This is a genomic window from Phycisphaerae bacterium (assembly GCA_035275405.1).
Lineage (GTDB): Bacteria > Planctomycetota > Phycisphaerae > UBA1845 > UTPLA1 > DATEMU01.
The window spans coordinates 85,801-98,774 of record DATEMU010000002.1 but is presented as its reverse complement, the minus strand read 5'-3'; the positions used below and the strand labels follow the sequence as shown (position 1 = coordinate 98,774).

The following is a 12,974-nucleotide window of genomic DNA, read 5'->3' as shown; positions in this document are numbered from 1 at the left end:
CGGAGTAATCTATGACCCGTTTCACGTTTAGTTGTCCGGTCGCGCTAATCCTCCTTTTTCCCGTCCTCGCATGGGCCGAAGCGACGCCAGAGGCCAAGGAAATTCTGACCAAGGCGAACGCCGCCGCCCAGAAGCTGGACGCGATTTCATTTGAGGCCCAATACACAGTCGACGGCGATTTCGTAGGGAAGTTCCCCCAGGTCAGCGGTCGAGTGCTGGCGGTTCGCGGCGAACCCGGCAAGGCGCACCGCCTGTTTGTCCAGGGCGCGACGCAAATGCCGGGCCAGTCCCAGACCGCGGGCTTTCGCTTTGCCACCGACGGCGACGACGCGTTCAAGATCGAGGAGCAGACCCGAACCTGCCTGAGCGGCAAGCTCGCCAATGCCCAGGTCTCGGAAGTCAATGTGCTCTTTCCGGCCAAATACTTCGGCGACATATTTCAGAATGAGTTGACCCGCGGGGCCACGACGCTCGAAGGCGTTCAGACGATTGAAGGCGTGGAGTGCGATGTCGTGAAGTTCATCCCGGATTCCAGCGGAAACAACTCGGTGTCCTACTTTCTGGGGAAGAAGGACGGCCTCGTGCGGCGCATCGAAAACGCCATGAAAATCATGATGCCCGGGGCCCCCGGCCCCGTGTCCGGCCGCGTCATCTTCAACGCCCGGAACATCGACACCGCGCCGAAGACTGATGCCAACGCCTTCCGGCTCCCCTGTCCCGAAGGATATCGAGCCCAGGTCTTCCAGGGCGCCTTCAATCAGGTTGCCGAAAACGCCAAGGGATTTCTCCCGTCGGGCAGTCTGGCGCCGGACTGGGAACTCAAGACGCCCGACGGCAAGACGGTCAGCTTGAAGAGCCTGCGCGGCAAGGTCGTAGTGATGGATTTTTGGTCGAGTTGGTGCGGCCCGTGCAAGATGGCGATGCCCGGACTGCAGAAAGTACACGAGGCATTCAAGGATAAGCCCGTGGCCATCCTGGGCATCAACTGTCGCGAGCGGTCGCCGGCCGGCGAGAAAGCGGCGATGGAGTTCGTGCGGCAAAAGGCATTGACCTATACGCAGCTCCTCAAGGGCGATTCAGTGGCTGCCGCGTACAAGGTCTCCGGAATTCCCTGCTTTTATGTCATCGGACCCGATGGCAAGGTGCTCTACGCGACGGCGGGATTCCAGCCGCAGCTTCATGATTACATGAAGGGCATCATTGAGAAATCCCTGCCCACTCAAGCGGCGGCCGGTGCGAATAAAGAAGGCGCCGGGGCGAGTCAGTAAATGGCTCGACGCTGAATGCATCACTCGCCGGCCGTCCGGCGCCGATCGACTTCGCGCGTCAAATCCTCCGTGAGCTTTTCGTTCTTCAGTCCCGCCTGCCTGGCGCGGCGGAGCGCTTCGGCCGTCGGACAGCTCTTTTCCGTTCCGAGATAAAGGCCGTACATTGCCGCCGCGCGGCTTCCGCCGGCGCAATGGATCAGGACTTTTTCGTGCTCATGCGGGCGCAGCGCATCGATGAACGCGTCCGCCTGCTGCGGCGTGAGTTGATCGGAGGGCATGGGGAGCCGGATGTAGTTCAGACCCCGTGCCCGCGCGGCCGCTTCCTCGTCATAGGCCGCTTCCTCCGGCCGCCGAAGGTCGATGATCGTCGTCACCCCGCGGTCCTTCATCTCGTCGAGCCCCTCGGGAGTGGGCGCGCCGGCGACAAAGACCGCGCCATCCTGCTTCAGGTTCTTGACCGAGGTAGTGGGGATCGTGACCGGTCCACCGTCGGGTTGCGCACAGCCCGCGACGGCGAGAAACATAAAGGCGGCGGTATAGTGAAAAAGCGTGTTCGGCATGCGTGACTCCTAAATAACGGCCCCTGGGTACTACCGATGTCCGGGTTTCTTCCGTGGGCGTTTTCGCTTCGATTTCGCCGCGGCGCTTCTCCCAGCCTTTTGTCGCAAGGTCTCCACTTCGGCGCTGAGCGATGCGAGCTGGCGAGTCAGCTCGGAAAGGGCGGCTGGGGAGTCGCGGTCCGCCGCAGGCGGAGCCTCGGCATGGCCCGCGGGTCGGCTTCCCCCCCACGCTGCGCCGGGCAGCAGCATCCGCACCCAATCGAGCGGGGCCGTGGGCGACAGCGCGCTGAAACCGGACTTGGCCAGGAAATCGTCGAAGCTGCGCCGCGAGGCGACAAAAGCGTCCATGGCCTGCGCGAAGTACTCGTCGATGAACCGGCGGATCATCTGCTGGTTGCTTTGGATGGCCTGGTGCAGAAGCGCGGGCGGAAAGAGGTCGAGCTTGGGCGGGTCGTGCTCCAGCATGATCTGAGTGAGGATGACGTTGGTAATATCCGCGCCGGTCTTCGAGTCGGTCACCACGATCTGACCGCCCCCCCGGACGATTTTGTACAAGTCGTTGAGCGTCACGTGGCGGCTGTCGGTGACGTCGTAAAAGCGGCGGTTGGGGTATTTTTTGATTTCCCGCGGGGGCGGGAGAGGATCGGACGCGGAGGTATTCGGAGCATTGTTCATCAGGAGCAACCGCACAAAAAATCAGAACATTTGCGTCATAGCGGACCACATTCAATCTGTAAGTATTGTATATTATTATACTTATGCAATATCAAAATAGTTGTGCAATCGCACAAAAAAGTGTTGCTCTCGTGTCCATTGGCCGATATACTGTATCAGACGACGTGAGTTTAGCAATCACTTGAGGCTCTTTTTATAGAGGATGCGATCATGACCCAGCAAACCGCCGCCAACAAGACTGAGACCTGTGACTATCTCCGCCAGGCCACCGACACTTTCAAGTCGGCCATGGAGTCGGGCATCAAGTTCCAGCAGGACGCCTTCAAGGCCATGACCGACGTGTTCGGCCGCAACGAGTCGATGGATGACTGCCGCGGTAAGATCGAGACCGTCGCGACGGATTCGGTCAACCTGATCCGCAAGAACGCCGAGCAGTCGCAGAAGCTGTTCGACGACGGCTGCCGCAGCGGCCTCGAGTTCATCCGCAAGGGCTTTGACGCCTTCGAGAGCGGCAATGGCCACGGCAACAAGGACGCCGTCGAGCGGACCCGCGAGATCTGGCAGACCGCCTTTGACACGATGAAGACGAACCTGGATACGGCCGCCAAGACCAGCGCCCAGACGATCGAGAACTGGTCGGCGTTCTTCAACAAGACGATGACGACCGGCGAGAAGAAGGTCGCCAAGTAAGTAATCGGGCATCTCCGGGCGGCCCCAGGCCGTCCGCGGCGCCCGCCAAGACACCGGCATTGCCGAGCGACAGCGACGCGGGACAACTAGAATCGCACCACGAGACCACCCGCGACACATGATTTCACACCAACGATGCCGGTGTTGATCCTCCAGGCCACGGGCGCGGTTACGATCGCTCCCGTGGCCTTTTTTTGTGATCCGGGCCGTGCGGCTCGGGAAGTGGGAGCAGGCGATGTCGGACAACGATCGAAGCCAGACGGCAACGGACCCCTTCAGCCAGTTCTGGGGCGATTTCTTTTCGCGGGTCGGCATGAGCCCGGCCTCGGCCGCCGCGCCGCAGACCCCCTCGCCGTCCAAGGAGGCCGTCCAGCAGATGCAGCGCGTCTTCTTCGACGCCCTCGCCAAGTACTGCGACGACTTCATGCGCTCCGAGCAGTTTCTCAAGATGATGAAAGAGACGATGGACCGCTCGCTCGCATTCAAGCAGCAGGTCGATCAGTTTCTGGCCAACCTTCAACGGGGGATGCAGTCCCCGGCCAAGGCGGATATGGACGATCTGGGCGGGCTGTTGCGCTCGATTGAAGAGCGCGTGCTGTCCCGCCTCTCCGCCTTGGAGGACAAGGTCGCAGCGGTGGAAGAGACGCGTCGGACGGGACGTAGCGCCAAGGCGAGCCAGGCGCAGCGCCCGTCCGGCCGCGCCGCCCGCAAAGTAGCGTCCGGCCCCCGTGCCGGACGCGGTAAGCGCCGAACGCGCCCTCGATAGTGTGTGGCGTAGGGCGGGCTCAGCCCGCCGCCTTGGAATTGAGAAGAACTCATGAACAGTGCCCCCCCCAATCCTTTCGCAACGCTGTGGCCATCCATGCCGCAGATGTTCACCCCCGATCCCAAGGAATTCTTCGATCGCCTCGCGGCCATGCCCAAGGTAATCGAGACCGCCCAGCGCGTGAAAGTCGGCGCGACGCCGCGCGACGTGATCTACCGCGAGGACAAGCTCAAGGTCCTGCGCTACCAGTCGCCGGTCGAGAAGAAATACCGCACCCCGCTCGTCCTCGTCTTTGCACTGGTCAATCGGCCGTACATCCTCGACCTCCTCCCGCACAAGAGCGTCGTCCAGCAGTTCCTCAAGGCCGGCTTCGACGTCTATCTCGTCGATTGGGGCGTCCCGACCGACTCCGACAAACACCTGACGATCGAGGACTACATCGAACTCTACCTGCACAACGTCGTGAAGAGTGTCTGCGAATATACCGGCGAGCCCCAGGTCTCACTGCTCGGATATTGCATGGGCGGCACCCTGAGCGCGATGTACACCGCGCTGCATCAGGACATGGTCAAAAACTTCATCCTCATGGCCGCCCCCGTCGATTGGTCCGATCGCGACGCCCTGCTCTCCGTCTGGACCGACGCGAAATATTTCGACGTGGACAAGGTCATCGACACCTTCGGCAACGCCCCGCCGGCCTGGCTGCAGGGCTCTTATGCCATCCTTAAGCCCGTCTCCAATCTGATTGAAAAATACCTGGGCTTCTACGAGCGCATGACCGACGAGAAGTTCGTCGAAGAGTTCTTCGCGATGGAGACGTGGGTCAACGACAACATCCCCGTCGCCGGTGAGACGTTCCGGCAGTTCGTAAAGGACTGCTTCCAGAAGAACCTGCTCGTGCAGGGCAAGCTCCGCCTCGGGGCCAAGACAGTCAATCTCGCCAACATCACCTGCCCGATCCTGAACCTCATGGCCAGCGGGGATCATTTGGTCCCCTGCGGTCAGAGCGCGCCGTTCAACGATTGCGTCGGCTCAAAGGATCGCAAAGCGATCACTTTCCCGGCTGGGCACATCGGCCTGTCCGTGGGGAGCAAGGCCCAGAAGGAACTCTGGCCGAAGGTCTGCGAATGGCTCGGCGAGCGCAGCGACGCTGTAGCATCCGGCCCCCGTGCCGGACGTAAAACACCCGGTGCGCCCGCCGTTACGGCCGGCGCCCCGGCCGGCCGTGGAAAAAGAGTAACACCTCGGCGAAACCGCCGATAGGTAGCTAACGAAGTCACGGAGGACGTGGGGAGTCGTTTTATGGAACTATACGGAAAAGTCGCGGTCATCACCGGGGCGGCGAGCGGCATCGGTCGCGCGACCTGCGAGGCCATGCTGGACAAGGGCATCGAGGCCGTCGCCGTCGTCGATCGCAGCTCGGCCATCGTGGACATGAGCCACACCATCAACGACGAGGCCGGTCGCCAGGTCCTCTTTCCCTACGCCGGCGACGTGACCAGCGACGCCTTTCGCGAGGAGGTCTTCACCGACCTGCGCAAACGCTTCGGCGTCGTGCAGATCTGCATCCCCGCCGCGGGCATCACCCGCGACCGACTCGCCGTGCGGCTCAACAAGGACACCGGCAAGGCCGAGATCTACCCCCGCCGCGATCTCGAGGAAGTCCTCGCCATCAACCTCATCGCCCCAATCATGTGGGCGACAGAGACCGTCGCGACCGTCGCCGAAGATCGTGCCCGCCGCGGCCTGGGCCGCTGGGAGCCGTCGGAAGGCACGCAGGGCGGAATCGTCTTCATCGGCTCGGTCTCCTCGGCCGGCAATCGCGGTCAGGTCTCTTACGCCTCGTCGAAGGCCGGTCTCGGCGGCGCGCAGGCCACGCTCGCCAAGGAGTTCATCTTCCACGGCATCCGCTGCAACATCATCCACCCCGGCTACACCGACACACCCATGGTCCAGGCCCTCGGTCAGGACCTGATCCACGAACACATCCTCCCCCACACACAGCTCCGGCGGCTCCTGCGACCGGACGAAATCGCCGACGCGATCTGCTTCATGCTCCGCAACTCGGCGGTCAGCGGGTCGCTTTGGGTCGACGCGGGCTGGCATCCGGCGGCGTAGAACGGGATCGGTGTGTCGGCGAAAACTACTCTGTAAATGAAGGCGCGATTAGGGTTGGCGAGCCATACCCTGATTTCCCATTCGGCTTTCGATAGAGGCCAGGAGCGTTTTCAACGCCGTCACGTCCGCCGGTTTGACGAGGTGGTAATCGAACCCCGCCGTCTGGGTGCGGAGGCGATCTTCCATTTGCCCCCATCCCGTCAGGGCGATGAGCGTCATGTCCTGGGCGCCGGGCTGTTGTCGAACCCATCGGGCCACTTCATGGCCGTCCATGCCCGGCATGCCGATATCCAGCAGTACCGCGAGGGGCTTGTGGGTCGTGATCGCTTCGATCGCCTCCGGTCCGTCATAGGCGACGCGAACATCGGCGCCGAGCATCTTCAGCAACATGCCCATGCTGTCGGCTGAGTCGCGGTTGTCATCGACCACCAGGATCCGGGGTGAAGCGAGCGGGGGAGATGTCAGCTCCTTCGGTCGTTGCACGTCGATCGGGCGATGGACGGTCACCAATGGCAACCGGACGATGAATTCGCTGCCCTTGCCGGGTCCGTCACTATGGGCCGACACGCGTCCGCCGTGCAATTCAACCAGGCTTTTGACCAGCGTCAGGCCGATGCCCAGGCCGCCCTTGCCGCGATCGTCGAGTTGGTCGAATTGCGTGAACATGTCGAACACCCGGGAGAGCATTTCCTGGGAAATGCCCATGCCCGTATCCCGGACGGAAATAACCAGCTCTTGCGCCTCGCGCCGGACCGAAAGCCAGATTTGCCCGCCCGTGGCCGTGTATTTCGCGGCGTTGTTCAGGAGGTTCGCCAGCACCTGGGTCAGACGAACCGGATCGGCCTCCAAGAAAAGCGGTTCGGTGGGGATGGTCACCGCCAACTGGTGGCCCAGTTCCTCGATCAACGGCCCGCTCGTTTCCACGGCGCTGCGCACCACGGCGGCCACCTCGATCTGTTCCTTTCGCAACTCGATCTTTCCGCGCGTAATCCGGGACACTTCCAGCAAGTCGTCCACCAGGCGAACCATGTGGTTGACCTGCCGCTCCATCATTTCGCCGACGTGGTCCGTCGCCGAGTCATTCCGGCGGTTCATCCGCAGGATGTGCAGGGAGTTGCGGATGGGCGCGAGCGGGTTGCGCAATTCGTGGCCGAGGATGGCGAGAAACTCGTCCTTGCGGCGGTCCGCCTGCAGCAGCGCTGCCTCCGTCCGCTTGCGCTGGGTGATGTCCCGCGCGATCTTGGAGGCGCCGATGATCTTGCCGTCGGCGCTCCAAATCGGCGACACCGTCAAGGCGATGTCGATTCGCCTGCCGTCGTTGGCCACGCGCACCGTGTCAAAGGGTTCGATTCGCTCACCGCGGCCCAGACGTTCCAAAATCGACCGTTCCTCCTCCTGCTTTTCCGGCGGGATGATCAGCGTGATTGACTTGCCGATGGCCTCCTTCGCGGAATAGCCGAAAAGACGTTTGGCCGCGCCGTTCCAGGTCAGGATGATCCCCTGAAGGGTCTTGCTGATAATCGCGTCGTCGGACGCCGCGATTATGGCGGCCAGGAACGCGAGCCCTTCCATGCTGCGCTCCCGCTCGATCAGTTGGTTGCGCATCTGGTACTGCCGCCCGCGGGCCCGAAGGGCGGTTCGGACGGAACTCACGAGCGCCGCCACTCGGATGGGCCGCTCCAGGACGGTGACGTTGCCCAGGAGTTCCATGGCCCGCATCACAGCTTCCGAGTTCGCTCCGGAATGCGCCAGGATCAGCACGGGCAAATCCGACCACGGCGGCTGGGCGGCCAGCCATTTGGCAAGACAATCATTTTGGCAGGTCGCGATCGCTTCCTCGGCCAGGAGTACGGCCCCGGCGCCCGCCTCCAATTCCGCGCAGACTTGTTCCAGGGAGGAGCAACAGACGCCACACAGCCCGGCCCGCTCCAGGAGAGATTGCGTCAGCGCCGCGTCCTTGTTCGTCAGAGTCAGGACGAGAACGCGCCTCTCCAGTTTCCCCCGTTCGGAGTCGGTCACGAAGATTTCCTTTCTCCTGACTTTTCGCCCGATCCCTCGTAGATCGGAACGCCCGTCACGACTCCGCGTAACTGGAGGGCAATCGTCGTCTTGCCCGAGCCCGGCACGCCTTCGAGCAGGTACATTCGATTAGGAACCAGGCCACCTCTCAAGACGTCGTCGAGGCCGGCGATGCCGGTCGAGACCCAGGTGGGAGGCGGCTGTGATTTGCCGATCATAGGATCAATCTCTTGGTCCCGTCGGAAGATCGAATTAGGCCGCCGGAAAGCGACCAGCGGGCCGCTGGAGATGGCTCCGTCCGTGTTTCACTGATCTAGCCCAACACGTTTAGGGTCCAGTATAGCGCAAATTGAAAAAAGGCCGCAATAGGGGTTGTTTCGTATAAACTCGAGGTGCGATTCCGGATCCGCCCTGGGAAAGACCGGAAGGGACAGGCCCACTCGAATCATCGATCGGCCGTGCGTGTCACCCGCTATTTATCCCGAATTTACCTCCCGACGAAATGGACGAGCCTATAGTCGATCAGAGCCTATCCAATCCTTTCCGTAACGGGTAACACCGAAACGAAAGTGGAAACTGGGTAGGCTCGCTTTTTTATGCGCGCTCGCCGGCCCGCCCCGTCCATTCCCGCTTCAAGCGCCCCACCAACTGATCCGCCAGTCGCGTCGGTTCGGGAACGCGGTACGTCGTGCAACAACGCAGCGTCACGCGGACGGCGTCTGCCAGCGTCACCCGATGACCGACGCTGACATACACGGGCCGAACGCCGGTCTGTGTCCGCAAGACGCGGCCCACTTCCTCGCCGTCGAGCATCAAGGGCGCCGAAGAGCCTGCCGCCGCGGGTGGCGCACAGTCCTCCCCGCACAGTCTGCTCTTGGCGCAGCCGATCGTGGGTCGGCCCAGACACAGGCCGACGTGCGACGCCAGACCGATCCGGCGCGGATGCGCCCGGCCCTGACCGTCGAGCAGGAAGACATCGGGAATGCGCTGGAGCTTTCGCGCTGCGGCGAGCAGCGCGGGCGCCTCCCGAAACGTCAGCAGCCCCGGCACATAGGGAAAGCGCACCGGCCTCCGCGCCCACCTCTCTTCGACGACGCATTGATCGACGACATCCCACACGACCCACGCCGCGACGATCGCGCGGCCGCCGTCCACGAACGCCCCATCCCCGCCGGCCACGAAGCGAACTGGCCCGCGAAGCGGCGTCTGCCGCACGCGCTGTGCGAGCCGCCCTTGCAGGCGGATCGCCTGGCGCGGGGTCAGATTCCAGCGGTGCAGCGGCGGCGGCAGCTTCATGATCGCCATTCTACGTCGCCCGCCGCGCCGCGATCAGATAGAATAAGGAGATCGCGGCGGCCCGTCCGGCGCGCCGGCACTTTTCGATCCCTTCGCCATGAATCGACATCCACGTCTTCGACTTTTCGCGCTGGCCTCGGCCGCGATGGCCACAGGCATTTCATCCCGCGCCGCCGCGGATCTTGTGATACAGACCAGCGGCAAGATCGTCGTCGGTCACGTCACCCAGGAAGAGCAGCCCGAGGTTCGCATCGCGACCGGCACGCCGCAGGGCCCGCGCGACGTGGTCCTTCCGCGGTCGAAGATTGATCGGCTCCTCCGCGGCGTTGAGGAGATGCGCCGGATCGATACCTGCAATGATGCCAGGGTGCTGACCCAATGGACGGCAGGCTACTATTTCAGCGGGATGGAAACGTCGGCGACGCGCTGTCTGGAACGCGCGATCGCCCTCGATGCCTCGCTCGCCGCCAAGCCAATGACCGCAGTGAAGCCCGCCGACAGCCCCGCCGCCAAGTTCGTCACGTTCTGTAACCGCACCACCCTGCGGCGGCTGACTTCCACCGTACCAAAAGGCAATACGCGGCGGATGCTGGAGGTCGCGCGCTGGGCGAAGGCGGCAGGGCGGGCGGACACGGCCGCGTTCTACCTCCGTCGGGCGTGGAACATCAACCCCGGCGACGAATCGATCAAGCGTCTCGCCGGTCAATGGAAAGTCGCGTTGGAGTCGTGGGTCCAGGTGGATCTGACGGCGGCGATGGATACGCCGCTCTTCTCCAGCGAGATCGTCGATGAGAACGAGCGGGTCCGCGCGGAGAACGGGAAGATCTTCCTCACCCTGCCGATTCGTTACGAAATCCCTCGCGGCAACGGCCCGGCCGAGGGCGCGGTTCTACCGTCGATTTCCCGGGCCACGCTGGCGGGGAAAGACGCCCGCGGCTACTACGGACTGAGAAACACTCCGATGGTCAACGGCCGCATCCGCCTGGACGGTCTGGAGCAGGACCCCGTCTTCGAGCAATTGGATTCGCTGCCGGGCGAGGGAAATGCCGGGCTGGTCGTCCTGAGAAACAAGACCGGCCCGCGCCGCTTTCCTCCCGACGATCCGCAAAAATCGGGAAAGCCTCGTCAGGACAAGCTGCGTGACGAGCCGCGGACGATGCGGTCGACCGGCGCCGCGGCGATTCTGCTGGAAATACCGGAAACCGCCGGGCGACTGAGCTTTGAATGGCCCAGCGGCGTACAGGAGATGATCGATCTCGATTTTCTGCGAAAATTACAAGAGAGTGGGTCCGGTCAGGCCCCTCCGCAACCCTCCGGAAAAGATCCGTCCTGGACGACGGTCTCCGTCGTCGCGGACGCCCTGGCACAGCTTCGTGGCCCGTCCGGTGCGATGGCCGCGCTGGCGATCGAGCGGCTCGCACGACTTCGCGACCGGCTCGTCGCGAAGTCCGACAAATTGGATTTCGACGAGGAAGCGTTGTCCGCGTGGTCTGACGAGGTCGACAGCGCCGTGATCGCCGCGGCCATCCGCGACGAGGAGCGGGTGCGCGTCGCGGCGTGGCGCTATTATTGCACTTACCCCGCGGGACAATCGCCCTGGGCCTTGTTCGGAGAGACGTCGGATCGCTTCGCCGAGGCGGAGCCGCAGGTGCAAGCACGTTGGGTTCAGCTCGTCGCCTTCGGACTGGGTATCGAGGACGGCGGGATTTGGTGGCGCCAGACTGCCGGAGTTGATCCCGGCGCGCCGGAAACGCCCGAACGAGCCGCCCCCGACGCGAACACTCCGACCATCGACCGCTCGCACGCCGTGGCGATACTGGGGGCGCTGCTTCGTTCTGAGGATGGGGCCGTTACATGGGAGGCGATGAAGGTCCTCACCGCCTTAAGCCCCCCGCCGATGGACTGGACTTTCTTGGAGGAGGCGTCGATTGCGGGACAACGCGCGGCGCTGTCGCTGGCCGCGGAAATCGAAGACCGCGCAATCGTGAGGCCGATGATTCAGGCCCTGATCGCCAGTGCCAGGCCGGAAACCGCGTCGCAGATTGCGGAAGTCGCCCGAGGGCTCGGAACCGCCGGCGATGAACCCAGCGACCTCCTCCTTTCGCAGTGGTGGTCGCTGCACGGGCGCGGCCGGAAGACCGCGTTTCTCGATGCCCTGTGCGGAATTGATCTGGGAGACGCCGTGTACGGACGGCGCTTCTCCGATTTTATCAAGGATGCCGTGTCGAATTCCGGCGCACAGCGCGACGCGGCCTATCGGCTGCTCATTGCGCAGCTTCAGCACCGCCGCGACCATGTGGAAGCGGCGCGAGAAGGGGCGATCCCCCTCCACGGGCCCTTTCCGCTCATCCTCGCACGATCGGCAAACGATCCGCTGACGAAGGGGGTGATCGCCACTCACGCGGTGAGTCCGGCCGTGCGTGTAGAGGCGCTGCAGGCGCTCATCGAATCGGGTTTTGCCGAGCGAGCCGCCCTCTGTCTGATGGACTCCTACCCCGCACACGACGAGCGCGAGGCGGTCCTGGATAAATTGATCCCCCTGGCGGACGCCGGGCATCGCGACGCCGTCCTGGCCCTGCTCGGCGCCCTGCTCAACCAACGCTGCGAGTCCAGCGCCGGCCGTATACTCGACCAGCTCTCGCGGACAATTGCGTCGGTGGACCACGCCGAGCACTGGCGCGTCTTTGCGGCGGTCAAGGCCGGTGTCCACCTGGTGGAACTCGACGAGATCGGGCGTCGGCTCGGACCGCCAACCGCCAACGCCGTCTTGCGCTGGCTTCATGCGCTCGGCCACATGTCGCCGCAGGATCGACAGCGGCTGGCGGCCTCGCGCGATCCGGCGGAGCGCAGCGAGCGGCTCGCGCAAATCAATCTTCGCCGCGGCCAGCTCGTCGACGGCCGGTATGGGGTGGTCGCTGTCGTCTCGACAAGTCAGCGGCGAGTCGGCGCTTCGGCGACAGGGGCAATTGAAGGGGAATCGCCTGCGACAACGAGTCGCTGGGGCCCGCCGAAGATGGTGACGCTGACGCTCGATCCGCTTGTGCTGGAGACGCGCGTCGAAGATGACGTATTCAAGATTCGTTGGGGAGACCGAACGATCGGTGAAGGGAGGATCCTCGAGCAGGCGCAACCCATCCGCGGGCCCGCGGCCTATTTGCCGGCCGTGGAGACGGCGGGCCTCTGGGGGCCACCCCCCTCGCCCGGCGACGCTTCGCAGGACGCGACCGCCGATACCAAAGACGAATCCACGGCCGCACTGCGACGCCTTCTCGGCCCCCTTCGGCTGCCGCATCGGACGCCGCTCGAACGCAGCGCGCCGGGCACGATGACCCTCGACCTCGCCGCCTATCTCGCGTCGGCGCTCAAGGCTCAGGGCGTTTTTGGAGACGAAGAGGTATCCGCGATGATCCCGGACGCATACAAGATCACCCTTCGCTACGGCGTGTTCGGCAGCTTTTATGGCTGCGGCCCGCGGCGAACTCCATGGGAAAGCGAAGCGGCGCCCTCCGCCGTGAATGCCCCGCCGGCGTCGCGCTATCTCCTCAATGTCATGCTGGTGGCCGAACGGATGGACTGATGGTC

The 12,974-nt window shown here is 63.7% G+C and carries 10 protein-coding genes and 1 pseudogene; 6 read left to right on the top strand and 5 right to left on the bottom strand.

The features are described from left to right. Positions 1-11: 11 nt before the first annotated feature. On the top strand, positions 12-1,268 hold the full coding sequence (locus VJZ71_01745) for a TlpA disulfide reductase family protein (GenBank protein HKQ46772.1): 1,257 nt from the start codon (positions 12-14) through the stop codon (positions 1,266-1,268). Between the two features lie 20 nt (positions 1,269-1,288). Here VJZ71_01745 and VJZ71_01740 read toward each other — a convergent pair whose 3' ends face one another. Together VJZ71_01740 and VJZ71_01735 are read right to left on the bottom strand one after the other, a co-directional pair. Beyond that, positions 1,289-1,828 carry a sulfur transferase domain-containing protein gene (locus VJZ71_01740; GenBank protein ID HKQ46771.1) on the bottom strand — a complete coding sequence of 180 codons (540 nt, stop codon included), beginning with the start codon at positions 1,826-1,828 and terminating at the stop codon, positions 1,289-1,291. A gap of 30 nt (positions 1,829-1,858) precedes the next feature. Beyond that, on the bottom strand, positions 1,859-2,503 hold the full coding sequence (locus VJZ71_01735; GenBank protein HKQ46770.1) for a polyhydroxyalkanoate synthesis regulator DNA-binding domain-containing protein: 645 nt from the start codon (positions 2,501-2,503) through the stop codon (positions 1,859-1,861). Positions 2,504-2,713: 210 nt separating this feature from the next. Between VJZ71_01735 and VJZ71_01730 the strand changes: the two genes are divergently transcribed. From VJZ71_01730 to VJZ71_01715, 4 genes are all read left to right on the top strand, one after another. Beyond that, positions 2,714-3,193: a hypothetical protein gene (locus VJZ71_01730; protein HKQ46769.1), complete on the top strand. Its 480-nt coding sequence runs from the start codon at positions 2,714-2,716 to the stop codon at positions 3,191-3,193. 235 nt (positions 3,194-3,428) lie between these two features. Continuing rightward, positions 3,429-3,959 carry a hypothetical protein gene (locus tag VJZ71_01725; GenBank protein HKQ46768.1) on the top strand — a complete coding sequence of 177 codons (531 nt, stop codon included), beginning with the start codon at positions 3,429-3,431 and terminating at the stop codon, positions 3,957-3,959. Between the two features lie 51 nt (positions 3,960-4,010). Next, complete coding sequence (gene phaC / locus VJZ71_01720) at positions 4,011-5,222, top strand: class III poly(R)-hydroxyalkanoic acid synthase subunit PhaC (GenBank protein HKQ46767.1); 1,212 nt, start codon at positions 4,011-4,013, stop codon at positions 5,220-5,222. A gap of 39 nt (positions 5,223-5,261) precedes the next feature. Continuing rightward, positions 5,262-6,077 carry an SDR family NAD(P)-dependent oxidoreductase gene (locus VJZ71_01715; protein ID HKQ46766.1) on the top strand — a complete coding sequence of 272 codons (816 nt, stop codon included), beginning with the start codon at positions 5,262-5,264 and terminating at the stop codon, positions 6,075-6,077. Between the two features lie 48 nt (positions 6,078-6,125). On the opposite strand, the gene VJZ71_01710 is transcribed toward VJZ71_01715, so the two are convergent. The 3 genes and pseudogenes from VJZ71_01710 to VJZ71_01700 all read right to left on the bottom strand — a co-directional run bounded on the left by VJZ71_01710 (position 6,126) and on the right by VJZ71_01700 (position 9,401). Further along, positions 6,126-8,096, bottom strand: coding sequence for an ATP-binding protein (locus tag VJZ71_01710; GenBank protein ID HKQ46765.1), 1,971 nt, complete (start codon positions 8,094-8,096; stop codon positions 6,126-6,128). Positions 8,097-8,167: 71 nt separating this feature from the next. Further along, a pseudogene (locus VJZ71_01705) lies at positions 8,168-8,314 on the bottom strand (ATPase domain-containing protein). A gap of 376 nt (positions 8,315-8,690) precedes the next feature. After that, positions 8,691-9,401 carry an endonuclease V gene (locus VJZ71_01700; GenBank protein HKQ46764.1) on the bottom strand — a complete coding sequence of 237 codons (711 nt, stop codon included), beginning with the start codon at positions 9,399-9,401 and terminating at the stop codon, positions 8,691-8,693. A gap of 88 nt (positions 9,402-9,489) precedes the next feature. Between VJZ71_01700 and VJZ71_01695 the strand changes: the two genes are divergently transcribed. Then, positions 9,490-12,969: a hypothetical protein gene (locus VJZ71_01695; GenBank protein ID HKQ46763.1), complete on the top strand. Its 3,480-nt coding sequence runs from the start codon at positions 9,490-9,492 to the stop codon at positions 12,967-12,969. The last annotated feature ends 5 nt before the right edge of the window (positions 12,970-12,974 follow it).